This window comes from Amycolatopsis azurea DSM 43854, assembly GCF_001995215.1.
GTDB lineage: Bacteria > Actinomycetota > Actinomycetes > Mycobacteriales > Pseudonocardiaceae > Amycolatopsis > Amycolatopsis azurea.
The window spans coordinates 141,764-167,868 of record NZ_MUXN01000026.1; the positions used below are offsets into that span (position 1 = coordinate 141,764).

General features: G+C 70.7%; 24 protein-coding genes. 12 read left to right on the plus strand and 12 right to left on the minus strand.

What is annotated here, in order from left to right; translation table 11 throughout:
- Positions 1–226 precede the first annotated feature (226 nt).
- The gene (locus B0293_RS34605; protein WP_005162624.1) at positions 227–1,639 is read left to right on the plus strand and encodes a Dyp-type peroxidase; all 1,413 of its coding nucleotides are present in this window, start codon (positions 227–229) and stop codon (positions 1,637–1,639) included.
- Between the two features lie 284 nt (positions 1,640–1,923).
- Positions 1,924–2,709, plus strand: a complete 786-nt coding sequence (locus B0293_RS34610; protein WP_005162626.1) for a DeoR/GlpR family DNA-binding transcription regulator — start codon at positions 1,924–1,926, stop codon at positions 2,707–2,709.
- Here the strand turns inward: B0293_RS34610 and B0293_RS34615 are convergent.
- From B0293_RS34615 to B0293_RS34635, 5 genes are read right to left on the minus strand one after another with little or no spacing between them, the layout of a single operon-like run.
- Positions 2,699–3,592 (minus strand): ROK family protein, encoded by an 894-nt coding sequence (locus B0293_RS34615; RefSeq protein WP_005162629.1) that lies wholly within the window; start codon positions 3,590–3,592, stop codon positions 2,699–2,701. The genes B0293_RS34610 and B0293_RS34615 overlap by 11 nt on opposite strands.
- A 56-nt stretch (positions 3,593–3,648) precedes the next feature.
- The gene (locus tag B0293_RS34620; RefSeq protein ID WP_005162631.1) at positions 3,649–4,278 is read right to left on the minus strand and encodes a response regulator; all 630 of its coding nucleotides are present in this window, start codon (positions 4,276–4,278) and stop codon (positions 3,649–3,651) included.
- Complete coding sequence (locus B0293_RS34625) at positions 4,275–5,540, minus strand: sensor histidine kinase (RefSeq protein ID WP_005162634.1); 1,266 nt, start codon at positions 5,538–5,540, stop codon at positions 4,275–4,277. The genes B0293_RS34620 and B0293_RS34625 overlap by 4 nt, the downstream gene beginning before the upstream one ends.
- Positions 5,541–5,543: 3 nt before the next feature.
- The gene (locus tag B0293_RS34630) at positions 5,544–6,284 is read right to left on the minus strand and encodes an ABC transporter permease (RefSeq protein ID WP_005162637.1); all 741 of its coding nucleotides are present in this window, start codon (positions 6,282–6,284) and stop codon (positions 5,544–5,546) included.
- A 10-nt stretch (positions 6,285–6,294) separates the two neighbouring features.
- Positions 6,295–7,203: an ABC transporter ATP-binding protein gene (locus B0293_RS34635; RefSeq protein ID WP_039919090.1), complete on the minus strand. Its 909-nt coding sequence runs from the start codon at positions 7,201–7,203 to the stop codon at positions 6,295–6,297.
- A 331-nt stretch (positions 7,204–7,534) separates the two neighbouring features.
- Here B0293_RS34635 and B0293_RS34640 point away from each other — a divergent pair, with 331 nt between their 5' ends.
- The gene (locus B0293_RS34640; RefSeq protein ID WP_005162643.1) at positions 7,535–7,741 is read left to right on the plus strand and encodes a CbtB domain-containing protein; all 207 of its coding nucleotides are present in this window, start codon (positions 7,535–7,537) and stop codon (positions 7,739–7,741) included.
- A gap of 14 nt (positions 7,742–7,755) precedes the next feature.
- A complete protein-coding gene (locus B0293_RS34645; RefSeq protein ID WP_005162648.1) occupies positions 7,756–8,517 on the plus strand; it encodes a CbtA family protein in 762 nt (253 codons plus the stop codon).
- On the opposite strand, the gene B0293_RS34650 is transcribed toward B0293_RS34645, so the two are convergent.
- Both B0293_RS34650 and B0293_RS34655 read right to left on the minus strand, forming a co-directional pair.
- On the minus strand, positions 8,514–9,971 hold the full coding sequence (locus tag B0293_RS34650) for a cobyric acid synthase (RefSeq protein WP_005162649.1): 1,458 nt from the start codon (positions 9,969–9,971) through the stop codon (positions 8,514–8,516). The genes B0293_RS34645 and B0293_RS34650 overlap by 4 nt on opposite strands.
- Positions 9,968–10,900 carry a cobalamin biosynthesis protein gene (locus B0293_RS34655; protein WP_005162650.1) on the minus strand — a complete coding sequence of 311 codons (933 nt, stop codon included), beginning with the start codon at positions 10,898–10,900 and terminating at the stop codon, positions 9,968–9,970. The genes B0293_RS34650 and B0293_RS34655 overlap by 4 nt, the downstream gene beginning before the upstream one ends.
- Positions 10,901–10,936: 36 nt before the next feature.
- Between B0293_RS34655 and B0293_RS34660 the strand changes: the two genes are divergently transcribed.
- From B0293_RS34660 to B0293_RS34670, 3 genes are read left to right on the plus strand one after another with little or no spacing between them, the layout of a single operon-like run.
- On the plus strand, positions 10,937–11,542 hold the full coding sequence (locus B0293_RS34660; protein ID WP_005162652.1) for a bifunctional adenosylcobinamide kinase/adenosylcobinamide-phosphate guanylyltransferase: 606 nt from the start codon (positions 10,937–10,939) through the stop codon (positions 11,540–11,542).
- Positions 11,543–11,550: 8 nt separating this feature from the next.
- The gene (gene cobT / locus B0293_RS34665; RefSeq protein WP_005162654.1) at positions 11,551–12,564 is read left to right on the plus strand and encodes a nicotinate-nucleotide--dimethylbenzimidazole phosphoribosyltransferase; all 1,014 of its coding nucleotides are present in this window, start codon (positions 11,551–11,553) and stop codon (positions 12,562–12,564) included.
- Entirely contained in the window at positions 12,561–13,322 is a 762-nt protein-coding gene (locus tag B0293_RS34670; protein WP_005162656.1) for an adenosylcobinamide-GDP ribazoletransferase, read from the plus strand. Before cobT ends, B0293_RS34670 begins: the two co-directional genes overlap by 4 nt.
- Positions 13,323–13,501: 179 nt before the next feature.
- Here the strand turns inward: B0293_RS34670 and B0293_RS34675 are convergent, their stop codons facing one another.
- The 5 genes from B0293_RS34675 to B0293_RS34695 form a co-directional block, all read right to left on the minus strand.
- Entirely contained in the window at positions 13,502–14,137 is a 636-nt protein-coding gene (locus B0293_RS34675) for a hypothetical protein (RefSeq protein WP_005162660.1), read from the minus strand.
- A gap of 180 nt (positions 14,138–14,317) precedes the next feature.
- Complete coding sequence (gene cobC, locus B0293_RS34680) at positions 14,318–15,334, minus strand: Rv2231c family pyridoxal phosphate-dependent protein CobC (RefSeq protein WP_005162663.1); 1,017 nt, start codon at positions 15,332–15,334, stop codon at positions 14,318–14,320.
- Positions 15,327–16,661, minus strand: a complete 1,335-nt coding sequence (locus B0293_RS34685) for a cobyrinate a,c-diamide synthase (RefSeq protein WP_039919091.1) — start codon at positions 16,659–16,661, stop codon at positions 15,327–15,329. The genes cobC and B0293_RS34685 overlap by 8 nt, the downstream gene beginning before the upstream one ends.
- Positions 16,655–17,269 carry a cob(I)yrinic acid a,c-diamide adenosyltransferase gene (gene cobO / locus B0293_RS34690; RefSeq protein ID WP_005162668.1) on the minus strand — a complete coding sequence of 205 codons (615 nt, stop codon included), beginning with the start codon at positions 17,267–17,269 and terminating at the stop codon, positions 16,655–16,657. Before cobO ends, B0293_RS34685 begins: the two co-directional genes overlap by 7 nt.
- On the minus strand, positions 17,269–19,239 hold the full coding sequence (locus B0293_RS34695) for a putative cobaltochelatase (protein ID WP_005162671.1): 1,971 nt from the start codon (positions 19,237–19,239) through the stop codon (positions 17,269–17,271). Before B0293_RS34695 ends, cobO begins: the two co-directional genes overlap by 1 nt.
- Positions 19,240–19,299: 60 nt before the next feature.
- Between B0293_RS34695 and cbiE the strand changes: the two genes are divergently transcribed.
- From cbiE to B0293_RS34720, 5 genes are read left to right on the plus strand one after another with little or no spacing between them, the layout of a single operon-like run.
- Positions 19,300–20,445, plus strand: a complete 1,146-nt coding sequence (gene cbiE / locus B0293_RS34700) for a precorrin-6y C5,15-methyltransferase (decarboxylating) subunit CbiE (protein ID WP_005162674.1) — start codon at positions 19,300–19,302, stop codon at positions 20,443–20,445.
- Positions 20,442–21,203 carry a precorrin-4 C(11)-methyltransferase gene (gene cobM, locus B0293_RS34705; RefSeq protein WP_005162676.1) on the plus strand — a complete coding sequence of 254 codons (762 nt, stop codon included), beginning with the start codon at positions 20,442–20,444 and terminating at the stop codon, positions 21,201–21,203. The genes cbiE and cobM overlap by 4 nt, the downstream gene beginning before the upstream one ends.
- Positions 21,200–22,195 (plus strand): Gfo/Idh/MocA family protein, encoded by a 996-nt coding sequence (locus tag B0293_RS34710; protein ID WP_005162679.1) that lies wholly within the window; start codon positions 21,200–21,202, stop codon positions 22,193–22,195. Before cobM ends, B0293_RS34710 begins: the two co-directional genes overlap by 4 nt.
- Positions 22,192–22,935 (plus strand): cobalt-precorrin-6A reductase, encoded by a 744-nt coding sequence (locus B0293_RS34715; protein WP_005162682.1) that lies wholly within the window; start codon positions 22,192–22,194, stop codon positions 22,933–22,935. Before B0293_RS34710 ends, B0293_RS34715 begins: the two co-directional genes overlap by 4 nt.
- A 33-nt stretch (positions 22,936–22,968) precedes the next feature.
- The gene (locus B0293_RS34720; protein WP_077241463.1) at positions 22,969–26,073 is read left to right on the plus strand and encodes an arabinosyltransferase domain-containing protein; all 3,105 of its coding nucleotides are present in this window, start codon (positions 22,969–22,971) and stop codon (positions 26,071–26,073) included.
- The last annotated feature ends 32 nt before the right edge of the window (positions 26,074–26,105 follow it).

Sequence of the window (26,105 nt, forward strand, 5' to 3'; positions counted from 1 at the left end):
GCTTGCGGTGGTTCGACGACGAACTATCGCAAGTAGAGGACTGGTTGCGTTGCGTGACCCCCCATTAGTTCTTTCGGGTGATAAAACCGCCGGAAGAGCATACTTGAGGGTGATCACAGCGAGCTTTCGGTATCGGTTGTATCGAGGGGTAAGTCCCGCACGGCGGTGGGGACCGGCAAGATCTGCCGGGGCCGCCGGACGGTTCCCAAGGAGGGGATTCCTTGCCATGCCCATCGATCTGAGCATTCCCTTGGAATGGAAGACGGCGACCGGCGACGCCGCTAAGATGCTCGACGAACTTCAGCCGAACATCCTCAAAGCGCACGCTCGCGACCATTTCTCCGCACTCTTCCTCCGTTTTTCGGAGGAGAAGAGCGCGAAAAAGTTCCTCACGTCGCTCGTCCCGCTGATGAAGTCGGCGAAGACCCACCTGACCGAGGTCGAACGCTTCAAGACAGAGGGAGTGAAGGGGTCTCCCTACGTCGGCGCCGGACTGACCTCAGCGGGCTACCGGTTCCTGAAAGTCGAGGCACCGCAAGACGAAGCCTTCCGTCGCGGCATGCGCACACAGGACACTCGCGACAGGCTGAACGATCCGCCTCGCTCCACGTTCGACAGTGGATACCACGACGAGATCCATGCCGTCGTCATCGTCGCCGACACGGCCGACGCATCGGTGACCGCGCGCCGGAACGCGGTTCTCGCGCTGATTCCGTCGACGATTTCCGTGGTCGCCGAGGAAACCGGGCTCGGCCGGGTGAATTCCCACGGCGAAGGTATCGAACATTTCGGCTATGTCGACGGCCGGAGCCAGCCGCTCTTCCTGGTCGAGGACATCCACGCGGAAAAGACGGCAACCGACGGAATCAGCGTCTGGGATCCGAGCGCGCCACTGAACCAGGTGCTCGTCCCCGATCGCGCCGCCCCTGAACCCGGCGTGCATTTCGGCAGCTACTTCGTTTTCCGCAAATTGGAACAGAACGTGCGGCGATTCAAGCAGGCGGAAGATGCCTTGGCCGACCAATTGGGTCTCGTCGGTGAAGACCGGGAACGCGCGGGAGCGATGGTCGTCGGCCGGTTCGAGGACGGCACACCGCTGACCGCGCAGCGGCAAGAGGGCGCGGAAAGCCCGGTGCCGAACAACTTCGACTACGGAAGTGACGTCTCCGGCGCCAAATGCCCGTTCCAGGCCCATATCCGGAAGACGAACCCGCGCGGCAGCGGCGGGGCGGAACCGCCCCCGCAGGAACGCCTGCACCTGATGGCGCGACGGGGCGTGCCCTACGGCGAACGGGCCGACGACCCGAACGCCGATCTGCCGCCGTCGGCCCGGCCGAGCGGCGGGGTCGGCCTGCTGTTCATGGCGTTCAACGCGGCGCTGGGCAACCAGTTCGAGTTCACCCAGCAGATCTGGGCGAACAACCCGGGGTTCCCGATCCCCGCGGTCGGGGTCAAGCCGCCGGGTCTCGATCCGGTCATCGGGCAGGGCCCGCGTCCGGAATCCGTCTACGCCAAGGACTGGGCGGGCACCCGGACGGTGACCGCGGATCCGTTCCCGCAGGCGGTGACGCTGAAGGGCGGCGACTACTTCTTCATGCCGTCCCTCGCGTTCCTGCGCGGACTGGCCGGAAGGGGCTGATTTTCACGCACCGTGCCCACTATCGGTGATCAAATGGCGAATTATCCGGTAAACGTCACCGGAATGGACGCAATGCGGATATTCAGCCCGTAGCCGGAGTCGATAACCTCCGAATCGGGCCGGCCCTGGGCGTGCCGGCCACCGGGCGGGCGCCGGTCACACTGGGGGTGGCCGGCGCCCGCTCCCCGGCGTCCCAAACCCGCCGCTTCTCTCCGACCGCATCGCGACGCGTAGTACTTTGTCCGGTGCGGTAAGCGACATCGCGCTTCGGGGAGGGAGCTCGGATGAACCGGCATGAACGGTTGACGGCTTTATTGGACATGGTGGGGGAGCGGGAAAAAGTCGAGGTCGAGGTTTCGGCGGGGGAACTCGGCGTCTCCCCCGCGACCATCCGCCGGGACCTCGATCACCTGGCGGGACGCAATCTCGTCGTCCGCACCCGCGGCGGCGCCGTCGCGAGCAACGTCGCCTACGACCTTCCGTTACGGCACAAGGCGGCGCGCAACGCGCCGGAACAGCAGCGGATCTCCGCCGCCGCCGCGAAAATGGTCGACCCAGGCATGGTGGTCGGCCTCAACGGCGGCACCACGAGCACCGAGGTGGGCCGCGCGCTCGCGACCAGGCCGGACATGGGCGAGTCGAGCGGCGGGCCGCTGCTCACCGTGGTGACGAACGCGCTCAACATCGCCCACGAACTCGCCGTGCGGCCCAACATCAAGATCGTGGTGACCGGCGGGGTCGCGCGGCAGCAGTCGTTCGACCTGTCCGGGCCGCTGTCGCAGCTGTTCCTCGACCAGATCTCGCTCGACCTGGTGTTCCTCGGGGTGGACGCGTTCGACCCGGTGCACGGCGCGCAGGCGCACCACGAGGGCGACGCGAGCACGAACCGGCTGATGGCGGCCCGCGCCAGGCAGGTCGTCGTGCTCGCCGACAGCGGGAAGCTCGGCGGTCACGCCTTCGCGAAGATCTGCGCGACCGCCGACGTCGACGTCCTCGTCACCGACGGCCGCGCGGATCCCCAGCGGGTGCACGCCTTCGAAGAGGAAGGCGTGCGGGTGGTCAAGGCTTGAGCCGGTCCAGCGCCAGCAGGGCCGCGCCGAGCCTGCCCGCCTCGTCGCCGAGCTGCGCGATCCGCAGTTCCGGCATCCGCTGGAACTGCAGGTTCGCGCTCAGCCAGGCCCGGACCGGTTCGAGGACGTAGTCGCCCGCGGTGAACAGGCCGCCGCCGAGGACGACGACCTCGGGCGCGAGCAGGGTGACCAAGGTCTTGATGCCGTGCCCGAGTCCTTCGAGCGCGTCGTTGACCACGGAGATCGCGGCCTCGTCGCCGTGCCGCGCGGCGTCGACCACCTGCTCGGCACCTTCGGCCGGACGTCCGGTGTGCTCGCTGTAGCGGCGGGCGATGGCCGACGCCGAGGAGATCGCCTCCAGGCAGCCGGTGGCGCCGCAGCCGCACAGCAGCCGGTGACCGACGTCGATGTGCCCGATCTCGCCGCCCTGCCCACCCGCGGCGTACAGCTTGCCGTCGAGCTGGAGCGCGGCCGCGATCCCGGTGCCGACCGGGATGAAGGCGGCGTCGGTGCAGCCCTTGCCCGCGCCGACGCGGAACTCCGCGAGCCCGCCGGCGCGGACGTCGTGCCCGAACGCGAACGGCAGTCCCAGCCTGTTGTCGAGCATCTCGCCGAACGGGACGTCCCGGAAGTCGAGGTTCGCCGAGAACCGGGCCACCCGCTCGACCTCGTCGACGATGCCGGGGATGACCACGCCGACGGCGTCCGGCGTGCCCGTGCCCGCCTGCTTGCCCAGTGTTTCCACGATCCGCGCGACCTGGTCCGCGAGCGCCTCGCCGTCCGCCCCGCGCGCCGTCGGCTCGCGCAGGCTGGCGAGGTCTTTCAGGTCCGCGTCGTACAGGGCCGCCTTGATGGACGTTCCGCCGACATCGAGTGCCGCCACCGCAGGTGTCATGGCTGGATTTTTACATGCGCCCGCCCGGCGGCGGCAGGGTTCCGTCAGCCACGCGGTGTGAGGTAGCCCTGGGAGAACGCGGTGGCCACGGCCGCCGCCCGGTCGTTGACGCCGAGTTTCGCGTACACGTGCAGCAGATGCGTCTTCACCGTCGCCTCGCTGATGAACAGCCGTTTCGCCGCCTCGCGGTTCGTCGAGCCCTTGGCGATCAGCTCCAGGACCTCCAGTTCACGCTGCGAAAGCGGTCCCGCGGTCGGCTGCCGCAGCTGCCCCATCAGCCGGGCCGCGACGGCGGGCGAAAGCATCGCCTGCCCCTGCGCGGCCGCCTCGACCGCGCGGAACAGTTCGTCCCTCGGCGCGTCTTTCAGCAGGTAGCCGGTGGCACCGGCCTGGATGGCGGGCAGCACGTCGCTGTCGGTGTCATACGTGGTGAGCACGAGAATCCGCGAGGTCACTCCGCGTTTCGCCAGCTCCTCGATGGCGGTGACGCCGTCGGTCCGGGGCATCCGCAGATCCATGAGGATCACGTCGGGCCGGAGCCTCACCCCGGCGGTGATGGCTTCCTCGCCGTCCCCTGCCTCACCGAGCACCTCGAACCGCGGGTCGGCGCTGAACATGCCCCGCAGCCCGTCCCGGACGACCGGGTGATCGTCGACGATCAGCAGGGAGATCATCGCCCGGCTCCGGCCGGGATCGCGGGCACGGACACCGAGATCGCGGTGCCCCCGCCCGGCTCCGACTCGATTTCCAGCCTGCCCGCGAGGCGCCGCACCCGCTGTCTCATCCCGGTCAGACCGAACCCACCGTCGGCGAAACCGTTGGTGTGCTTGGTATCGGGCGCGAAGCCCACCCCGTCGTCGCGCACGTCGAGTGTCACCAGATCCTCCATGTACGAGAGGGTCAAACCGACCCGGCCCGCCTTCGCGTGTTTGGCCACGTTGGCGAGTGCTTCCTGCGCGGCCCGGAGCAGCGTCACTTCGACGTCGGCGTGCATCGGCCGCGGGTCGCCGGTGGTGGTCAGCGCCGCGTCGATGCGGTTCACCTCGGCCCAGCGCCGGGTCACGTCGCCGATCGCGTCCTGGAGCCTGCCCTCGGCGAGCGCCTCCGGCTGCACCGCGTGCACCGTCCGCCGGGCCTCGGTCAGGCTTTCCCTGGCCAGGTTCATCGCGTTCGTCACGTGCCGTCGCAGGACCGGGGGCTCGGCCAAGGTCTGTTCGGCGGCCTGGAGCTGGGTGAGGATGCCCGCCAGCCCTTGAGCCAGCGTGTCGTGGATGTCCCGCGCGATCCGCTGCCGCTCGTCGAGCACCCCGGCCTCACGCGCCTGGACCAGGAGCTGGGCGTGCAGGCCGGCGTTCTCCTCCAGCGCGGTTTCGAGCCGGGCGTTCGCCTCGTGCAACTCGGCGAGTGCCTGCTTCTGCTTGACGATGCGCTGGTCGGCCCGCTCGGCGATCCGTGAGAACGCCGCGGCCAGCACCGTGCTGATCACGCTGATCGCCGCCCACGCCGGCCACAGGTCCCGAGCGTTCGTGAGTCCGCCCAGGTACGCCATCGCCGAGATCATGGACGTGACGGCGACGCCCGCGTAGCGCCAGTGGCCCTTCAGGTAATGGAACGCCTGCGGGTAGCCGACGAAAGTGAACAGGCCGTACCAAGGCGCGACCGCGACAAGGCAGGCGGTCAGCGCCATGAAGCCCGCGTAATACCCGCCCTTCCCCTTCCCTTCCGGGCGGAGCGTGTGGAACCAGGCCATCCAGGCAGCGACCGCGACCGACAGCCCGATCACCGTCGGCAGCGGCACCGGCACCCGCCAAAGCGGAAGCAGCAGCGCGATGAAGAGGCAGATCGCCAGCAACGCGTACGGGAGGACCTTGAAGACCACCGTCTCCGTCCGCTCCCAGCGGTCGAACTCCGCGCGCAACTCCGCTTCGACGCTCACGATTCACTCCCAGCGGAAGTACCGGGCGGCCAGGCCACCGGCCACGATCGTCCACCCCAGCATGACGGCCACCTGCAACGGTTGCGGCCAGTGACCGGCGGCGGCGTCCTGCAATGATTGCACGCCCGCGCCCAGCGGGGTGAGGTCGCTGATCGCGCGCAGGACGTCGTTCATCTCGACGCGCGGCACCCAGAGACCGGCGAAGAACACCAGCGGGAAGAACGACAGGGTGCCGATCGCGCCGGCGCTTTTGCCGGTCGGCGCGAACGAGCCGATCAGCAGACCGATCGCGAAAACGGACAGCGCGGCCAGCAGGTAGCCGATCAGGTACGCGGGCAGGTTCCGGGGCAGGCTCACGTCGAACGCCAGCCTGGCGATGGCCAGCACGACCAGCATCGTGGCCACGGACAGGACCGTGGACATCAGCAGCTGCGCGCCGAGCAGCACGCCCGGCTTGACCGGGGTGGTCCGCATCCGGCGCAGGATTCCTTTCTCCCGGTAGGTGGCGAACAGCTGGGAAAGGCTGGTGAGCGCGAACATGGCGAGGCTCATCGCGACGATGATCGGCACGTAGACGCTGATCGCGCTGGCGCCGCCGAGGTCCTCGCTCGGTTCCCGCATGGTGGGGATCGCGCCGAGGATGACGAGCAGGACGGGCGAGAAGGCGAGCACGAAGAACACGAGCATCGGTTCGCGGAAGAAGAGTTTGGTCTCGACGGCGGTGAGCCGGGTCAGGGCGGACATCGTGGTCTCCTCAGGAGTCTGCGGAACGGCCGGTGAGCGCGACGAACGCGTCGTCGAGGGAGGTCTGCTCGACGCGTAGTTCGGCGGCGGTGACCTGGTTGCGGGCCAGCACGGTGGTCACGGCGAGCAGCAGGTTCCCGGTGCCGGTCACCACGAGCCGTTCCCCAGCCTGTTCGACCGAGCTGACCTCGGGCAACGCGGTCAGCACGGCGGGGTCCAGCGGCGCGGACGGCAGGAACCGGACGCGTTGCCGGTCGTCGACGCGGGCGACGAGCCCCGCCGGGGTGTCGAGGGCGACCACCTTGCCGGAGTCGATCACCGCGATCCGGTCGCACAGGCGTTCCGCCTCTTCCATGAAGTGCGTGACCAGCAGGATCGTGACGCCCCGGTCGCGGACGGCCTCGATCAGGTCCCACGCGTCGCGGCGGGCCTGCGGGTCGAGGCCGGTGGTGAGCTCGTCGAGCACCGCCACCCTCGGGTTCCCGATCAGCGCGAGCGCGATCGACAGCCGTTGCTTCTGCCCGCCGGACAGCCTGCGGAACTGCGTGTCCACTTTGTCGGTCAGGTCGAGGGTGCCGAGCAGTTCCCGCCAGTCCGCCGGTTCGCGGTAGAAGGAGCTGTAGAGCTTCAAGGCCTCGCCGACCTCGAGTCTGTCCGGCAGCTCGCTCTCCTGTAGCTGCGCGCCGAGCAGCTGCCGGAGCTCACCGGTTTCGCGTCGCGGGTCGAGCCCGCAGACCCGGATGGTCCCGCCGTCCGGGGTGCGCAGTCCCTCGACGCACTCGACGGTCGTGGTCTTGCCCGCCCCGTTGGGGCCCAGGATGCCGAAGATCTCGCCTCGCTCGACGGTGAAGCCGACTCCGTCGACCGCGATGTGGTCGCCGTAGCGTTTGACGAGGCCTTCTACCTCGATGATTGCCATACGACGACGATGCCGTCCGGCGAGGGTGCGCCGAATCGACCGGGCGGCCAAGCCTCGGTGGATCCCTCATCCACCGATCGGTGGATGCCCGACGATCGCGCGGCTCCCGATTCCGTGGTGACAAGCCTGCGCCGATCGGGTTCCGTCACATTGACCGGACGCTTCACGGCGACCTACGCTCGACCGGCCAGACGACGGGCACCCGGAACGCGGTGAGATTCCGCGCGGTCGCGCCACTGTGACCTCGGACCAGCGGGTTCGGGGAAGCCAGACCCGGAGCCGTCGTGTCACCCCTGAAGAGGCCGCGCTAGCCCGAGGAGGTCCCACCGCCATGTCCGAAGCGGTAGCCGCAGTACCCGTCCCCGTCCGGATCCCCGTCCGCGAGATCCTGCCCTGGGCGGTGCTCGTCATCCTCCTCTCGCTGATCACGCTGTACTTCATCAGCGCCGAGCAGGGCGCGGTGTCGGTGTTCGCGAATTCGTACGTCCACGAGTTCGTCCACGACGGCCGGCACCTGCTGGCCTTCCCCTGCCACTAGGCGGCACGCGCCCCATGATGAGGACCTTGCTGGTCCGCGGCATGCTCGCGGGCCTGATCGCCGGCGTCTTGGCGACGCTTTTCGCCTACTTCCTCGGAGAGCCTTCGGTCGAGACCGCCATCGGTCTCGAAGGCAGCTCCGCGCATTCGCACAGTGCTCCGGGAGCGCATGAACACGAGCCCGCGCAGGCCGAGCCGGAGGAGGAAGAGCTCGTCACGCGCGGCGTGCAGAGCACTATCGGTCTGCTGACCGGCGTCGGCCTGTACGGCGTGGCGGTCGGCGGGCTGTTCTCGCTCGCGTTCGCCTTCGTCTACGGACGGCTCGGCACTCTGCGGCCGCGGGTGACCGCGGCGCTCCTCGCCGCCGGCGCCTTCGTGGTCGTGTTCCTGGTGCCGTTCTTGAAGTACCCCGGGAATCCCCCGGCCGTCGGGCAGGCGGGCACGATCGGGAGCCGGACTTCGCTGTACTTCGGCTTCGTCGCGCTTTCGCTGCTGATCGGCCTGCTCGCGGCCGCGTTCGGCCGGAAACTGGCCGACAAGCTCGGCGCGTGGCGCGGCGGGCTGATCGCTTCGGGCGGGTACATCGTGCTGATCGGCGTGGCGGCGGCGCTGCTGCCGTCGATCGACGAGGTCCCCGACGGGTTCCCCGGTTCCACGCTGTGGACCTTCCGGCTGGCCTCGGTCGGCACGCAGGTGGTGCTCTGGACCGCGCTCGGCCTGACCTTCGGGGCCCTGGCCGAGAAGGCGTTGAAGAGCAAGGAAGCCGTACCCGGTTAGACCCCGGGCGGCACGAACGGCAGGCCGCCGTCGGCACCGTCTTCGATCAGCCGCAGCAGTCCCGCCGTGTCGACGTGCTCCTCGACGGCGTCGGCGAGCCTGTCGAGCATGGCCTCCCGCAGCGAGCCGAAGCCCGGTGCCCCGGCGGCCGGTGACCAGTCCGCGACCTCGCCCAGCCAGGCGCGGCGGAAGCCGTCGTTCTCGAAGGCGCCGTGCCACATCGTGCCCCACACCGCGCCCCGCCGATATCCGTCCAAAAAGGACTCGGCGGGGCCGGTGGCGGTCACGGTGCCGTGGTGGATTTCGTACGCCTCGACGGGCTGCCCGCGCCACTCGCCCGCCGGGCGGGCGAGCACCTTGTCCGCACTGAACGAGACCCGCGTCGGCAGCAGCCCGAGACCGGGCACCGTACCGGCGCCGGATTCGACGTCGTCCTCGATCTCGGCGGCCAGCATCTGATAGCCGCCGCAGATCCCCAGCACCGGACGGCCCGCCTCGGCCCGCGCGCGGACGGCGTCCGCCAGGCCGCGGGCCCGCAGCCACGCCAGGTCGTCCACGGTCGCGCGAGATCCTGGCAGGATCACCACGTCGGCGGACCGGACCGTGTCCGGATCGGCCGTCAGCGCGACCGAGACGCCGGGCTCGGCGGCGAGCGCGTCGACGTCGGTCGCGTTGGAGGCGCGCGGAAAACGCACGACGGCGATCCGCAGGGATCCGCCGGAAGCGCCCCAGCCCGCGGCGGCCAGCGCGTCCTCCGAGTCGATCCACACCTGGTCGAGCCAGGGCAGCACGCCGAAGACCTCGCGACCGGTGAGCTTCTCCAACGTCTCCAGCCCCGGCCGCAGCAGACCGACGTCACCGCGGAACTTGTTGACCAGCCAGCCCGAAACCAGCGCCTGGTCCTCCGCGGACAGAAGGGCGAGGGTGCCGAACATCGCGGCCATGACGCCGCCGCGGTCGATGTCGCCGACGACGACCACCGGCAAGCCGAAACGCCGCGCCAGCCCCATGTTGACGTAGTCGCCCTCGCGCAGGTTGATCTCGGCCGGGCTGCCCGCGCCCTCGCACAGCACGACGTCGAAGCGTCGCCGCAACGAAGAGAACGTGTCGAAGGCGATCTCGGCGAGGCCGGCCCGGCCGGTCGCGTACTCCCCCGCTTCCAGCGTGCCGAACGGTTTCCCGAGCGCGACGACGTGGCTGCGACGGTCGCTCCCGGGTTTCAGCAGCACCGGGTTCATCGCGGCCTCGGGTTCGACCCGGGCGGCCCGCGCCTGGAGCCATTGCGCGCGGCCGATCTCGGCGCCGTCCGCGCACACCATCGAGTTGTTCGACATGTTCTGCGACTTGAAGGGCGCGACCCGCACGCCCCGGCGCGCGAGCCAGCGGCACAACGCGGCGGTGACCAGGCTCTTGCCCGCGTCCGACGTCGTCCCCGCGACGAGCAGGCCGCTCACCGCGTGACCGCGACCGCGACGGCGAGCGCGGCCAGTCCGACCGCGCGCGAAAGCCGGACCGCGCGGCGCACGTCCACCGGTTCCGGTTCGCGGCCGTCGCCGAGGACGCCGCGGCGTTCGGTGCGGCCGCCGTAGCTGTTCGTCCCGCCCAGCCGGACCCCGAGCGCGCCCGCGAAGGCGGCCTCGACCTGGCCCGCGTTCGGGCTCGGATGATGTTTCCCGTCACGGCGCCAGACGCGGAACGCGGCTTTGGCGAACCCGCCCGCGAGCGGGGCGGACGCCACGGTCAGCGCCGCGCCGACGCGCGAGGGCACCAGGTTCGCGAGGTCGTCCGCCCTGGCCGACGCCCAGCCGAAGTTGGCGTACTTCGGCGAGCGGTAGCCGACCATCGCGTCGAGCGTGTTGAGCGCGCGGTAGCCCAGCAGGCCGGGGATCCCGGCGACCGCTCCCCACAGCAACGGCGCGACGACGGCGTCCGAAGTGTTCTCCGCGATGGACTCGGTGGTGGCGCGCGCGAGTTGTCCGGTGTCGAGATCGGTGGCGTCGCGGGCGCACAGATGCGACAGCCGCCGCCGCGCGGCGGGCAGGTCGCCGTCGTCGAGCAGCCGGGCCATGTGCGCGCCCTCGGCCGCGAGCCCCCGGCCGCCCAGAACCACCCAAGTGGACGCCGCGGTGAGCGCGAACCGCGCGAAAGGACGCTTTCGGGTCACGAGCTGCGCCGCGACACCCAATCCGGTGACGGTGCCCGCGCAGACCGCGGTGTACGCCGCGCCCCGCACCTTCGAATCCGCCCAAACCCGCTGCTCAAGGGCTTGCGCGGCGCGGCCGAAGCCGGCGACGGGATGCCTCCGCCGCGGATCTCCGAACACGGCGTCGGCGACGTAACCGGTAACGAGTCCGGCTGCGGTGGCGGCTTGTCGGAGTGGCACGTGGCGAACCGTAGCGCGTGCACGAGAATGCGGGGTATGACCAAGCTGACGCATCGCCTCGCGGGGGTTCTCGAGTCCCTCGCGAGGGCACTTCGCCGCTACTCGCGCGACGACGGCAAGGTGCTGATACTGGGCGGCGTCCGCTCTGGGAAGTCACACCATGCCGAGGGCCTCGCGTCCCGCCACCCGCACCTGACCTACGTCGCGCCCGGACTGCCGCCGAGCGCCGAGGACCCCGAATGGGCCGCCCGGGTGGCCGCGCACCGCGCGCGACGGCCCGCCAACTGGAAGACGATCGAGACCACCGATCTGGCCACGGTGCTGCGCACGGCGACGCATCCGCTGCTCATCGACTGCCTCGGCACCTGGATCAGCCGGGTGCTCGACGAGGTCGGCGCCTGGGAGCAGCGCAAGGGCTGGGAACGGCGGCTCGACGACCGCCTCGAAGACTTCCTCGCGGCGTGGGCGCAGGCCGACGTGCCGGTGATCGCGGTCAGCAACGAGGTCGGCAGCGGTGTGGTGCCCGCGACGGTCTCCGGGCGCCTGTTCCGTGATGTGCTGGGCGCGTTGAACAATCGGGTGTCCGCCGGGTCCGACCGGACCGTGCTGGTCGTCGCCGGACGGATGCTGGACCTGCCTTAGGAGTCGCCATGCGTATCGCCATCCCGGACGCCGCCGCCGAAGCCGCCGCGCGGACGAGGCTCGACGGCCTGGTCAAACCGCTGGGTTCGCTCGGCAGGCTCGAAGACCTGGCCGCCTGGCTCAGCGCGGCGCACGGCACCGTCCCGCCGCGACCGCTCGACGACGTCCGCGTGGTCGTGTTCGCCGGTGACCACGGGGTTTCCGCGATGTCGGCGTATCCGCGCGAGGTCACCGCGGCGATGGTCCGGGTTTTCCTTGCCGGGAAGAGTGGGGTCGGCGTGCTGGCCGCGCAGGCCGGGGCGAAGGTGCGGGCGCTGGACATCGCCGTGGACTGGGACGGCGCGGACGTCCCGGCCGAGGTCACCGCGCACAAGGTCCGGCGGGGTTCCGGTTCGATCGACGTCGAGGACGCGCTCGCCGAGGGTGAGGCGCGGACGGCGTTCGAGCACGGGCTGGCGATCGCGGACGAGGAGATCGACGGCGGCGCGGATCTGCTCATCCCCGGTGACATGGGGATCGGCAACACGACGATCTGCGCGGCCGTGGTCGCTTCGGTGCTCGGTCTGGCGGCGGAAGAGGTCGTCGGCACCGGCACCGGGATCGACGAGGACGGGCGGGCGCGGAAGGTCGCGGTCGTCGAGGCCGCGTTGACCAGGGCCGGTGCGGTGAAGGACCCCTTCGCGGTGCTGACCGCTCTGGGCAGCGCCTGTCTCGCCGCGACGGCGGGCTTTCTCGTGCAGGCCGCGGTCCGCGGGGTGCCGGTGCTGCTCGATGGCGTCTTCTCCGGAGCCGCGGCGCTCGTGGCGCGCGAGATCGCGCCGGGGGCCGAGCGGTGGTGGCTGGCCGGGCACCGGTCGACCGAACCGTCGCAGGCGTACGCGTTGAAGGCGCTCGGGCTCGAACCGATCCTCGATCTCGGGCTGCGGCTCGGCGAGGGCAGCGGCGCCGTGCAGGCGGTGCCGACGTTGCGGGCGGCGCGGGCGATCCTCGCGGACATGGGCCTGCTGGCGGATCTGGCTTGATCGCCGACGCGCTGAAGATGGCCGTCGGGACCCTGACCACGGTCCGGGTCCCGGCGCCGAGGCTGATCGACCGGCGGGTGGCGGGCGGCGCGATGGTGCTCGCTCCGCTTGCCGTCCTGCCGCTCGCGGCCGTCGCTTCGGTGATCGTCTTCCTGGGCGAGCTGATCGGCTTGCCCGCTTTCGCGTCGGCGGCGCTCGCGATCGGCGCGGTGGCGCTGGGCAGTCGCGGGCTTCATCTGGACGGGCTCGCCGACACGGCCGACGGGCTCGGCGCCTCCTACGACCGCGAGCGGGCGCTGGAGGTCATGCGGCGCGGGGATTCCGGGCCGACCGGGGTCGCGACCCTGGTGCTGGTGCTGCTCGTGCAGGTCGGCGCGCTGGCCGGGGCGATCTCGGCCGGACACGGCGTCGCGGCGGCCGCGATCGCGGTCTTCGCCGGACGCGGTGTGCTTTCGCTGTGCTGTGCGCGCGGTGTGCCGTCGGCCCGGCCGGAAGGGCTGGGCGCGACCGTCGCCGGTTCGGTGCCGGAATGGGCGGCCGCGGTGGTGTTCGCCGTGCTCGCGGGCGCGGCGGCGCTGGTTCTTCCCTGGTGGCAGCTGGCCTGGTGGCACGGGCTGGTCGCGGTGACGCTGGGGTATCTGGCCGCGTCGGCGCTGCTGGCGCGGTGCGTCCAGCGGCTGGGCGGGATCACCGGGGACGTGCTCGGCGGCTGTGTGGAGGTAGCGGTCGCGGGGGTTCTGCTGGGCTTGTCTTTCTGAGCCGGCGAGTGGTCAGGACGGTTCCGGGTCGGCGGCCCCGCTCACGAGCCTGCCCAGGGTGCGAAGGTCGAGTTTCCTCGGCTGAGCCGAGGGAAGGGGGCCTTCACGGACCCTGGGTCCCTCAAGGAGTCCTTCACGGACCGGAGTGGCGATCGACCTCAGCCAGAACACACAGGTACCTAGGCCCCCACGGCTTGATCAGGGTCGGCAGCCGTCAGCTTCTCGTCGATTTCCGGGATCCAGAAGCACAGTTCGAGGGTCTTCATCCCGGCCCAGAGACTGAGTTTCCGGGCCTGCGCGACCAGAGTGAGCGACGCGAACAGCAGCAGCACCGCGAGCCCGGCGGCGACGAACGGATGCTTGCCGGCGAAGATCTCGACGATCGCCGCGATCGCGCCCAGCAGCAACGGAGGCGCGCAGTTGCGCACCATGAGCCCCGACGCGCGCAGCCTCGTGACGTCGACCGCGACCTCCTTGTCGTGCAGTTGCAGCGCGCACAGCAGGAGGTGCGTGTTCTCCTTCAGGAACGCGCGATCCTTGGCCGCGGGCGAGCGCTTGAGGAACACCTCGACGGGGTTCCGATCGCGCCTGCGCGGCACGATCCGCTCCAGCGCCTCACCGAGCGGGTAGGCCAGATAGCCCAGCAGGAAACTCAGTACCACGATGACGACGACCAGCAGCACGGTCGGCACACCACCGATGCTCGCGGCGGTCAGGAGGTGGAGCTTCGCCCCGAGGTAGCCGAAGAACGCGACGTACAGCGCGCCGGGGATGGTGTAGGCGAAGAGATCGAAGACGCCGATCACGAAGTTCACCGGCTCATCCAACCATCCCGGGGGCCACCAGGGCGATGCGTTGCGAAAGCCACTTTCGCAACGTTCAAGGTTGCGAAAGTGGCTTTCGCAACGCATCGCGCTCACGACGACCTGGACCGGAAGGCGTGACTCGCGTGATCAGAGACGTGACACGCGTGATTGGGCGGCGAACTCGCGTGATCAGACGGAGGACACCGTGGTGGCGAGCGCGGCCAGGAAGCGGTCCACCGTCTCCCGGTCCCGGACCGCGATCCGCAGGTACCGCGAGTCCAGCCCCGGGAAGGTGTCCCCGCGCCGGACCGCGAACCCGCGCTCCCGCAACCGTTCCCGAACCACGTCCGCACCAGCCAACCGCACGAGCACGAAAGGCCCTCGCGGCTCTCCCAGCACCTCGACGTCCAGCGCGGTCAGGCCCGAGACCAGGTACTCCCGGTCCGACTCGGCCGCCGCCGCCAGCTTTTCGGCTTCCTCCAGTGCCGCCGGACGGCAGCACGCCACCACGGCGACGGCGGCGAGCGAGGACACCGACCACGGCGGCTGGACCGCGCGCAGACTGTCCACAACGGACTCTTCCGCCAGGACGTATCCGGCGCGCAGCCCGGCGATCCCCCAGGTCTTCGTCAGGCTCCGGAGGACGGCGAAACCTGGTTGCCCCGCAACGCTTTCGGTCTCGCCGGGGACGGCGTCGAGGAAGGCTTCATCGACGACGACCAGGCGGCCGGGACGTCGCAGGGCGAGCAGGTCGGCGGCCGGATGCAGCACCGAAGTCGGGTTCGTGGGGTTCCCGACGTAGACCAGGTCCGCGTCTTCCGGCACGCCGCCCAGCCGGAAGCCGTCGTCGGGCGACAGGAGAACCCGGTGCACGGCATGACCGGCCGCGCGCAGGGCGGCTTCGGGTTCGGTGAACTGCGGGTGCACGACCACCGCGTGCCGAGGACGTAACGCCGTGGCCAGCAACGTGAAGGCCTCCGCCGCGCCCGAAGTCACCAGCACCTGGGACTCCGGCAGCCCGTGCCGGGCGGCCACCGACGACACAGCGGCGGTGACGTCGGGATACGCGGCCAGGTCGTCCAGCGCCGCCGCCAGTTCGGCGCGCAGCCAAGCGGGCGGCGCCGGGAGCCGGACGTTGACCGCCAGATCGACGAGCCCTTCGCCGACCTCGCGGTCTCCGTGATGCCAGAGGTCGTAGTCAGCCATGGGCATGGACCGCGGCGGCGAACCGCTCGGCGAGTTCGGGGTAGCCCGCCCAGTGGACGTGCAGGTAGGACGCGTGCAGCGACGCCGACGCGAAACCGTCGGGCGTGCGGTCCCAGCCCCAGGCCGGGGTCGGGCCGCTGCCGGGTTCGACGATGGTGCGGTGGAACTCGTGCCCGGTGACGCGCTGCCCGGCGACGGTCAGCACCGTGTCCGCGGGCGAGAAAGCCTTGCGGTAGCCGAGTTTCCCGCGCCTTGTCATGGTGGCCGAGGCGTCGAGGACGCCGGTCATCGGCATCCCGTCGATGTCCTGGCAGAGGTACAGCAGCCCGGCGCATTCCGCCACGACGGGCATTCCCTCGCCGACCGCGCGAGCCACCGCCGTCCGCAACGGGACGTTCGCCGACAGCTCTTCGGCGTGCACCTCGGGAAAGCCGCCGCCGAAGTACAGTCCGGCGCAGCCCTCGGGAAGTTCCTTGTCCTGCAACGGATCCACTTCGACGACGTCGACACCGGCGGCGGCGAGCAGTTCGTCGGCCTCGGTGTAGCGGAAGGTGAACGCCGGTCCGGCCGCGACGGCGACGACCGAACGCCGTCCCTCGTGCGCGAGCGAAGGGCGCCAAGGCTCACCCGAAAGACTTGAAGCCGAACGCGCGACCTGGACGACGGCGCCGAGGTCGACGCCCTCGCTGATCCATCCGGCCAGTTCCGGCAGCAGCCGTTCCGAGTCGCTCGCCCGCTCCGCCGCCGGGACCAGGCCGAGGTGTCGGCTGGGCGCGTGGATCTCTTCGTTGCGGTACAACGTTCCCAGCAGCGGGACGCCGGTCGCCTCCAGCGCGGTGATGATCTCGTCCGCGTGCCGCTGCGAGCCCAGCTTGTTGAGGATGACCCCGGCGAGCCGGACGCGGGTGTCGTACTGCGCGAAGCCGAGCACGGTCGCGGCGACGCTGCGGGACGCCGCCGAGGCGTCCACGACCAGCACGACCGGAGCGTCCAGCAGCCGCGCGACATGCGCCGTCGAGGCGTAGCCCTCGGTGCCCAGCGCCCCGTCGAACAAGCCCATCACGCCTTCGATGATCGCGATGTCGGCCCCGGCGGAACCGTGCCGCAGCAACGGGATCAGCTGGTCCTCGCCCTGCAGGAACGGGTCGAGGTTGCGGGCGGGCCGCCCGGTGGCCAGCGCGTGGTAGCTCGGGTCGATGAAGTCGGGGCCGACCTTGTGCCCGGACACCTTCAGCCCCCGCGCGCGCAACGCCGCCATGAGGCCGGCGGCGATCGTGGTCTTGCCGTGCCCGGAACCGGGCGCGGCGATGACCACGCGATTCACCATTCGATGCCTCGCTGGCCCTTTTGCCCGGCGTCCATCGGGTGCTTCACCTTGGTCATCTCGGTGACCAGGTCCGCCGCCTCGATCAATTCCGGCGGCGCGTACCGGCCGGTGATCACGACGTGCTGATGGCCAGGACGCGAAGTCAGCGTCGAGACGACGTCGTCGACTTCGAGCCAACCCCATTTCAGCAGGTAGCTGAACTCGTCGAGGACGTAGAAGTCGTGGGTTTCGGCGGCGAGACGGCGTTTGATCTCGGCCCAGCCCTCGCGGGCGTTGGCGGCGTGGTCCTCCTCGGACCCGGACTTGCGCGCCCAGCTCCAGCCTTCGCCCATCTTGTGCCACTCGACCGCGCCGCCCTGACCGGTGTCCTCGTGCAGCTTGCCGAGCGCGCGGAACGCGGCTTCCTCGCCGACGCGCCATTTCGCCGATTTCACGAACTGGAACACGCCGATCGACCAGCCCTGGTTCCACGCGCGCAACGCCATCCCGAACGCGGCCGTGGACTTCCCCTTCATCTCGCCGGTGTTGACGGCGAGCAGGGGCCGGTTGCGACGCTGCCGGGTGGTGAGCCCGTCGTTCGGCACCGTTTCCGGTTTGCCTTGGGGCATTACGCCGCCTTTCCGGAGATGCGACTGCGAACGGCGCCCGCGAGCGTGTCGGCGGCGACCTCGGTGACCGGGACGTGTTCCGCGCCCAGGTGTTCCGCCAGTTCCGCGGCGAGGCCGAGGCGCATCTTGCCGCTCTCGCAGTCCATCACGACCGACGTCACGTTCCCGGCCAGCAATCCGGCCGCCTGCTGTGCCCGCTTGACGGCGTCCGCGCCGCTGGTCGCCCGGCCGTCGGTGACGACGACGAGCAGCGGGCGCCGCAGCGGATCACGGACCGCCTCGATCCGCAGAACCCTTGCCGCTTCAAGGAGTCCCTCGGCCAGCGGCGTGCGGCCACCGGTCGCGAGACCGTCCAAACGGGACGCCGCGGCGTCGACGCTGATGGTCGGCGGGAGCGCGAGTTCGGCGCCGGAGGCGCGAAAGGTCACCAGGCCGACCTTGTCACGGCGCTGGTAGGCGTCGAGCAGCAACGACAGCACGGCGGTCTTGACCTCGCGCATCCGCTGGCGCGCGCCCATCGAGCCGGACGCGTCGACGCAGAACAGCACCAGGTTGCCTTCGCGCCCTTCACGGCGGGCGAACCGCAGATCCTGGGGCCGCACCACGAGCCCGGCGCCGCTACGGCCGCGAGACCGCTGGTGCGGCGCGGCCGCGCGCACGGTGGCCAGGAGATGAGGATGCCCGTCCTTGGTCCCGGCGGGCTGGACGCCGATGGTCCGCCCGTTGTCAGTGATCGCGCGAGACCGCCGCCCGGCGGCGCCCTCGCCGGTGCCCTTCACCTCGAAACGCCTGGCACGAAAAGCTTCCCCGGCGCCGACCGGCTTCTGGTCACCGCCGCTCTTGCCGCCACCCGAGGGCTCTTCGCCGCCTTCGGACGACGACGGCGGCGGTCCCGAAGTCTCGCCGCCCTCCGGCGGGGTCCCGGAACCGGGACCGTCGTCGTCGGGACCGGGATCCTCGGGTTGCGCGTCCTGGAGCGCCTGCTCCAGCTGTTCTTCGGAGATTCCGGGCGCGTCGAAGGGATTCCGGCGACGGCGGTGCGGCAGCGCGAGCCGGGCCGCGACCCGGACGTCCTCGGTGGTCACCTCGGTCCGCCCCGCCCAGGCGGCGTGCGCGACCGCCGTCCGGGCGGTCACGATGTCCGCGCGCATACCGTCGACCTCGAACGAGGCGCAGACCTCGGCGATCTGCCGCAGCGCGTCGTCCGGAAGTTTGACCGACGGCAGAAGTCGTTGTGCCGCTTCGATGTCCGCGGCGAGTTCGGCGTCGGCCGCGGCGTACCGGCCGGCGAAATCGTCGGGGTCCGCCTCGTAGGCGAGGCGCCGCCGGACGACCTCGACGCGCAGTTCGGGATCCCGGCTGGACGCGACCTCGACGGTGAGCCCGAAGCGGTCCAGCAGCTGCGGCCGCAGTTCGCCTTCCTCGGGGTTCATCGTGCCGATCAGGACGAACCGGGCGGCGTGCGACACCGAGACACCCTCGCGTTCGACGGTCGCGCGGCCCATGGCGGCGGCGTCGAGCAGCGTGTCGACCAGGTGGTCGTGCAGGAGGTTGACCTCGTCCACGTACAGCAGCCCGCGATGCGCGGCCGCGAGCAGACCGGGCTGGAAGTCGGTGACGCCGTCGGCGAGCGCGCGTTCCAGGTTGAGCGAGCCGATCACGCGGTCTTCGGCCGCGCCGACCGGCAGTTCCACCAGCCGCGCGGGACGCCGGTGGGCGGCCGAACCCTCGGCATGCGGGCCGTCCGGACAGGCCGGGTCGGGCTCGACGGGATCACAGGAGAACCGGCACGCGTCCACGACGTCGACACCGGGCAGCAGGCCGGCCAGCGCACGCACCATCGTGGACTTCGCCGTGCCCTTCTCCCCGCGCACGAGCACCCCGCCGACGGCGGGCGAGATGGAGGAAAGCACCAGCGCCAGGCGCAGATCCGGCATCCCCACAACGGCGGTGAACGGGTACGGCTTCACAGCACTCCTCGTCGTCGACGACCTCCGGCCGATCATCGCACAGGAAATCCGTCATCTAACGTGACGAGCGTGCGCGAAAAATCACCCCTGACCGTGGTCGGGATCGGGGCCGATGGCTGGTCCGGCCTATCCGGGCAGGCCAGGGAAGCGGTCCTGCGCGCGGACGTCGTCGTCGGTGCTCCGCGCCAGCTCGCGTACCTGCCCGCCGGGGTGCAATCCGAACCGTGGCCCAGCCCGCTCCTCCCCGCCCTGGACGACTTCCTCGCCGGCCGAAGCCGCGTCTGCGTCCTGGCCAGCGGCGATCCTCTGCTGTCCGGTATCGGGACGACGCTCGTCCAGCGCGGCTACGACGTCGAGATCCTGCCCGCGCTCTCCTCGGTGACGCTCGCCCGCGCGAAGCTCGGCTGGTCGGCGGAGGAGACCGAGGTGGTCACGGTCGTCGGCCGCGCGATCGGCCGGGTGAGCCGGGCCCTGGCGCCCGGCCGGAAGATCCTCGTCCTCGGAGCGAACGCCGAAGACCTGCTTGACCTGCTCAAAGCCCGCGGTTACGAGAAGAGCCGCGTCACCGCGCTGTCCGACCTCGGCGGCCCCGAAGAGCGGATCGGCCCCGGCTCGCTGACCGTGTTCGCCATCGAGGCCGACGGCCCCGCGCTGCCGCTGACCGGGCTGCCGGACGACGCCTTCGAGCACGACGGCCAGCTCACCAAACGCGACCTGCGCGCGTCCGCGCTGGCCAGGCTCGCGCCGTCCCCCGGCGAGCTGCTGTGGGACGTCGGCGCGGGCGCGGGCAGCGTCGGGATCGAATGGTCGCGGGTGCATCCGCTGAACCGGGCGATCGCGATCGAACGCTCGCCGGAACGAGCCGCCAGGATCACCCGGAACGCGCACGCGCTCGGCGTCCCGGAACTCGACGTGGTGATCGGCGACGCGCCGGACGCACTCGAAGGGCTGACCAGGCCTCACGCGATCTTCGTCGGCGGCGGGCTGACCGTGCCCGGTGTGCTGGACGCCTGCCTGGCGACCGGCGCGCGGATCGTCGCGCACGGCGTGACCCTCGAATCCGAACAGGCCCTGGCCCGCGCGTACACCGAACACGGCGGGGAGCTGATCCGCGTCGGCGTCGAACAGGCGGCGCCGCTGGGCGGATTCACCGGCTGGACCCCGGCGCGAGCCGTGACCCAATGGAGCTATCGGAGCAAGGCGTGACAGTGCACTTCATCGGCGCCGGTCCGGGTGCCGCCGACCTCATCACCGTGCGAGGCCGTGACCTGCTCGGCCGCTGCGGGACCTGCCTGTACCCCGGCAGCATGACCCCGCCAGCGCTCCTGGAGTACTGCCCGGACGACGCGGTGCTCATCGACACCGCGAACCTCGACCTGCCCGCGATCGTCGAGCGCATGGTCGAGGCCCACGGGAACGGCCACGAAATCGCGCGGTTGTGTTCGGGTGATCCGTCGATCTACAGCGCGGTCGCCGAGCAGATGCGCCGCCTCGACGCGGCGGGCGTCCCCTACGACGTCACCCCCGGCGTCCCCGCGTTCGCCGCCGCGGCCGCGCTGCTCAACCGCGAACTGACCGTGCCCGAGGTCGGCCAGAGCCTGGTCATCACGCGCGCGCAGGCCCGGTCCACGGCCATGCCCCCGGGTGAGACGCTGGCGAACTTCGCGCGGACCGGCACCACGCTCGCGCTGCATCTGGCGATCAACCGCATCGAGCAAGTAGTCGACGAATTGCGGCCCTTCTATCAAGAGTCCTGCCCCGCGGCGGTCGTCGCGCTGGCGAGCCAGCCGGGTGAGCAGGTGCTGCGCGGCACGCTCGGCACCATCGCCGCGCAGGCACGCGAAGCCGGGATCAGCCGCGCCGCGATGATCTTCATCGGAGAAGTCCTTGCGGCCGAAGGGTTTCCCGACAGCTTCCTGTATTCGGCCACCCGTGATCGCGCGAATCAACCGGAGTCCTTGTGAAGAGTCTGCGCTGGGGCCTGCTGGCCGCCGGGACCATCGCCGCCGAGTTCGCGGCGGGCGTCGAAGAGAGCAAGCACGGTGTCCTGGAAGCCGTCGCCGCGCGATCCGGTGACCGGGCGGCCGAGTTCGCGAGCCGCTTCGAGATCCCGAAATGCTATGGCTCCTATGAAGATCTGCTCGCCGATCCGGACGTCGACGCGGTCTACATCTCGACGCCGCATCCGCTGCACGGCGAGTGGGCGATCCGGGCGGCCGAGGCGGGGAAGCACATCCTGTGCGAGAAACCACTGACCGTCTCCGTCAGCGAGGCCGAGAAGGTCATCGAAGCGGCGCGGGTCAACGACGTCTTCCTCATGGAGGCGTTCATGTACCGGCTGCATCCGCAGATCCGGCGGCTGGCCGAGCTGATCTCGTGCGGCGCCATCGGCGAGGTCCGCGCGGTGGACGTCGCCTTCAGCTACAACTTCGCCGTGCCCCGGCTCACCGATCCCGCGCTGGGCGGCGGCGGGATCTTCGACGTCGGCTGTTACTGCACCTCGCTCGCGCGGCTGGTCTCGCAGGCGGCGACCGGGCAGGACGTCGTCGAGCCCGAAGAGGTGCTCGGGATGGCGAGGCTCGACGCGAACGGCGTCGACGAGTTCGCCTCCGGGCTGCTGCGGCTGCCGGGCGGGATCATCGCGCAGCTGTCCTGCGGGTTCCAGCTGACGCAGGACGACCATATCCGCGTCTACGGCTCGCAAGGTCAGCTGTACGTGCCGAAACCGGCGTGGATCCACGAAATGCGCAAGCCGAAGACCTCGCGGATCGTGCTCACGCCGGAAGGCGGCGAGCCCGAGGTGATCGAGGTCGAAGCGACTCAAGGCCTCTTCGCTCGTGAGGCCGACCACGTCGCCACGCATCTCGCCGACCGGCAGGCACCCGAACTCACCTGGGCCGAGACGCTCGCCAACCTGCGCACGCTGGAACGCTGGCGCGCGGCCGTGGCCCGATGACCCTGCTGATCCTGGGCGGCACCGGCGAAGCCCGCGAACTGGCGAAAGCGCTGGTCGAGCAAGGCGAACAGGTCGTGTCCTCACTGGCCGGCCGCGTCGCGCGCCCGAAACTGCCCTACGGCGAAGTCCGCGTCGGCGGCTTCGGCGGGCCGGAAGGTCTCGCGCGCTGGCTGACCGAGAACGACGTCGACGCGATGATCGACGCCACCCACCCCTTCGCGGAACGCATCGGCGCCAACGCCGCCGAAGCCGCAATAGCCACGGGCACGCCTCTGCTCAGGCTGGCCCGGCCCGGCTGGACCGAACAACCCGGCGACACCTGGCACTGGGCCGACGACCTCGACCACGCCGCGCGACTCCTGCCGGCTCTGGGTGACCGCGTTTTCCTCACCAGCGGACGGCAGGGACTCGCCGCCTTCGCCGGACTCGACCTCTGGTTCCTGATCCGGTGCGTCGATCCGCCCGAGGTGCCACTCCCCCGGCGGCACGAAGTCCTGCTCGACCGGGGGCCGTACACGGTGGAGAAGGAACGCGCGCTCATGGAGCGGCACGACGTCGGGGTGCTCGTCACCAAGGACAGCGGTGGCGCGATGACCGCCGCGAAGCTCACCGCGGCCCGCGACCTCGGTCTTCCGGTGGTCGTCGTCCGGCGCCCGCGGCGTCCCGAAACGGCCAGCGTGACGACAGTTCAGGACGCCTTAACCTGGATCGGCACCGCGACGAAGGGCAGCCCTGCGTAAGCCGTTCGGACCAGACCCGTTAGCGTTGCGCCGATGCGTTTGATCGCTGTCACGCTGGGGTTGCTCTCCGCCTTGTGCGCGTTGGCTTTCCCCTTCCTGCCGGTGGTGCAGGACACAGCGGAGGTCGTCTGGCCAACGGGCGGCGACACCCGCTCCGTCAACGCGCCCTTGACCGGTTACTGGGCCCAGGACCTCCGCGTCGACCTGCCGTGCACGACCGTCCGGTCGCTCGACACGCGTTCGCAGGGCCAGGCACTGCTGTTCTCCACCGTGCCCGACGGCCGCACCGACCCGCGCGCGGGCAAGGGCGTCGGCCTCCAGCTGCGGATCGACAACGGCGTGCTGCTCGCGTCCAGCCAGGGCCAGCAGATCGTGCAGCAGCCGCTGCCGGCGAACAACTGCGACATCAAGTTGTCGGCGGACGCGAACCAGATGACGCTGACCGTCGCCGAGACCGTGGTCTTCCACGCCGAGGGCGACGTCCGGCCGCGGCTGGTCGGGATCTACTCGTCGATCAACGCGGGCAAGGACCCGATCGCCGGTCTGCACGTCTCGGTCGTCCCGGACACCCGCTACCAGACCTCGCCGACGGTGCTGAAGTGGATCATCGGCGTGATCGCGGCGCTGTCGTTCATCGGCTGCCTGATCGCGGTGTGGCGGATGGACTCCGGGTTCGCCCGCCGCGCGCCGCGCTGGGCGCCGGTCGGCTGGTGGCGGCTGACCGCCCGCGACGCGACGGTGATCATCGCGCTCGGCGCGTGGGTCTTCATCGGCCCGGTCACCTCCGACGACGGCTACATCCTCACGATGTCGAGAGTGGCCGAAGAGACCGGCTACCTCACGAACTACCACCGCTGGTTCGGTGTCGCCGAGGCGCCGTTCGGCTGGTTCTACCACGTGTATCAGCTGATGGCGCACGTCAGCACGGTGCCGCCGTGGATCCGGCTCCCGTCGTTCCTGCTCGGCGTGCTGAGCTGGCTGCTGATCAGCCGCGAGGTCATGCCGCGGCTCGGCACCCAGGTCCGGATGAGCCGCGCGGCGGGCTGGGCCGCCGCCGCGGTGTTCCTCGTCTGGTGGATGCCGTTCAACAACGGTGTCCGGCCGGAACCGGTCGCCGCGCTGGGCTCGCTGCTGGCGATCTGCGCGGTGGAACGCACGCTGGTGACCCGCCGTCTGCTGCCGTTGTGCCTCGGGCTGACCGCCGCCGCCTTCACCCTGGCCGCGACGCCGACCGGGCTGATCGCGGTCGCGCCGTTCCTGGTCGCCGCCCGCCCGCTGTTCAAGCTGGTCCGCCAGCGCGCCGAGAACGGCTGGCTGCCGGTGCTCGCGCCGGTACTGGCCTCCGGGCTGCTGGTGCTGGTCGTGGTGTTCGCCGACCAGACCTTCGCCACCGTGCAGGAGGCGACCCGGATCCGCACCCTGGTCGGCCCGAACCTGTCGTGGTTCCAGGAACTAGCGCGCTACCAACTGCTCTTCGAAAGCCTCCCTGACGGATCGGTGCCACGCAGGTTCCCCGTGCTGCTGGTGCTGCTGTGCACCGGGACCTGTCTGGTGGTGCTGCTGCGCCGCGGCCGGATCCCCGGCGCCGCGCTCGGCCCCAGCCGTCGCCTGATCGGCACGGTCGCGCTGTTCTTCCTGCTGCTGGCCCTGACCCCGACCAAGTGGACACACCACTTCGGCGCTTTCGCCGCGGTCGGCGCGGCCATGGCGGCGTTGACCGCGCTCGCGACCAGTTCGACGGTGCTGCGGTCGAGACGGAACCGGGCGGCGTTCCTCGCCGGACTCCTCGTGGTCGGCGCGCTGGCCGCGACCGGGCCCAACTCGTTCTGGTTCGTCTCGAAACTCGGCGTGCAGTGGACGGCGGTGGCGCCGTCGATCGGCGGGATCCCGCTGTCGACGATCCTGCTGGTCGCGGCCGCGATCTCCGGGATCTACGCGTTCGTGGAGAACGTCCGCGCGCACCGGCCCGGACAGCAGGCGGGACCGCAGGAAGGGCGGAGCCGCTCGCTGCGGCTCGGGTCGCTCTCGCTGGTGGCTGTCTGCGGTCTGATGGCCGGGGGCGAGTTCGTCAGCATGGCGTGGGCGATCCACAACCAGCAGGGTTCCTACAGCCTCGGCGCCGCGAACTTCGGGCATCTGTTCGGCAAGAGCTGCAACCTCTCCGACCACGTGATGGTGGAACGCGACGCCGCGACCAGCGTCCTGCGGGCCCAGCCCGAACAGCGGACGGTGCCGGTCAAGAAGGAGGAGCCGCCCGAAGGGCAGACTCCGCCGCCGCTGCCCGATCCCGAGCAGGACAACGGCCGCGTGCAGACCGGGTTCCACACCCGCGCGATCGACGACAAGGACCCCCTGGCCGAGCCTCCGCACGGGTTCAAACCGGACGAGGTGCCGATGTGGAGCAGCTTCCTCGACCCCGAAACGCGGGCCGGGCGGCTGCGCAGCGACTGGTACGCCCTCGCCGAAAAGCCGGCCGACGGCCAGATCGTGGTCGCCACCGCGGGCGCCGCGCGGCGGCCGACGTCGGTCAGCCTCGACTACGGCATGAACACCCCCGAAGGCGTGAAGGTCGTCCGCAGCCAGTTCGTCCTCCCGCCCGGCGCCGGGACCAACGGCTGGAACGACACCCGGATCAACCTGCGTGACCTGCCCGCCGAGACGACGTCCGTACGGATCAACATCGTCGACAACGACCTCACCGAGGACGGCTGGATCGCCGCGTCCGCGCCGCGCGTGCCGACGTTCACCACGCTGACCGAGAAGATCGCGGGCAAACCGGTGTACGTCGACTGGCCCGCGTCGTTCGTCTACCCGTGCGTGGAGCCGGTGACCTCGCACGACGGCATCTCGAAGATGCCGGAGTACCGGATCACCGCGGGCGCCGTCGCGGACGAGGCGAACTGGGCGTCCAGCACCAACGGCGGCCCGATCGGCTGGCTCGAAGAGGTCGCCGCCGAACCCGAGGTGCCCAGCTACCTGATCGGCCAGCCCAGCCAATCCTGGGGCCAGCTGCTGCAGGTCGAACCGTTCACCGAGGGGATCGCGCCGACGATCATCCACGGCGAGAAGGTCGTGCCCGGCTGGTGGTCGCCGGGTCCCGGGCCTCGGCAGCCGAACGGCAAGGACCCGACGCGCTAGGGCTGAAGGGGACTTTCCCCTCATGAGATGCA

What these genes read in the sequence shown, in the direction of transcription:
- B0293_RS34605 (WP_005162624.1), top strand. Translation starts at nt 227, where the DNA reads ATGCCCATCGATCTGAGCATTCCCTTGGAATGGAAGACGGCGACCGGC.
- B0293_RS34610 (WP_005162626.1), top strand. Translation starts at nt 1,924, where the DNA reads ATGAACCGGCATGAACGGTTGACGGCTTTATTGGACATGGTGGGGGAG.
- B0293_RS34620 (WP_005162631.1), bottom strand. Translation starts at nt 4,278, where the DNA reads ATGATCTCCCTGCTGATCGTCGACGATCACCCGGTCGTCCGGGACGGG.
- B0293_RS34630 (WP_005162637.1), bottom strand. Translation starts at nt 6,284, where the DNA reads ATGTCCGCCCTGACCCGGCTCACCGCCGTCGAGACCAAACTCTTCTTC.
- B0293_RS34635 (WP_039919090.1), bottom strand. Translation starts at nt 7,203, where the DNA reads ATGGCAATCATCGAGGTAGAAGGCCTCGTCAAACGCTACGGCGACCAC.
- B0293_RS34640 (WP_005162643.1), top strand. Translation starts at nt 7,535, where the DNA reads ATGTCCGAAGCGGTAGCCGCAGTACCCGTCCCCGTCCGGATCCCCGTC.
- B0293_RS34645 (WP_005162648.1), top strand. Translation starts at nt 7,756, where the DNA reads ATGATGAGGACCTTGCTGGTCCGCGGCATGCTCGCGGGCCTGATCGCC.
- B0293_RS34660 (WP_005162652.1), top strand. Translation starts at nt 10,937, where the DNA reads ATGACCAAGCTGACGCATCGCCTCGCGGGGGTTCTCGAGTCCCTCGCG.
- cobT (WP_005162654.1), top strand. Translation starts at nt 11,551, where the DNA reads ATGCGTATCGCCATCCCGGACGCCGCCGCCGAAGCCGCCGCGCGGACG.
- cobC (WP_005162663.1), bottom strand. Translation starts at nt 15,334, where the DNA reads ATGGCTGACTACGACCTCTGGCATCACGGAGACCGCGAGGTCGGCGAA.
- B0293_RS34685 (WP_039919091.1), bottom strand. Translation starts at nt 16,661, where the DNA reads ATGGTGAATCGCGTGGTCATCGCCGCGCCCGGTTCCGGGCACGGCAAG.
- cobO (WP_005162668.1), bottom strand. Translation starts at nt 17,269, where the DNA reads ATGCCCCAAGGCAAACCGGAAACGGTGCCGAACGACGGGCTCACCACC.
- B0293_RS34715 (WP_005162682.1), top strand. Translation starts at nt 22,192, where the DNA reads ATGACCCTGCTGATCCTGGGCGGCACCGGCGAAGCCCGCGAACTGGCG.
- B0293_RS34720 (WP_077241463.1), top strand. Translation starts at nt 22,969, where the DNA reads ATGCGTTTGATCGCTGTCACGCTGGGGTTGCTCTCCGCCTTGTGCGCG.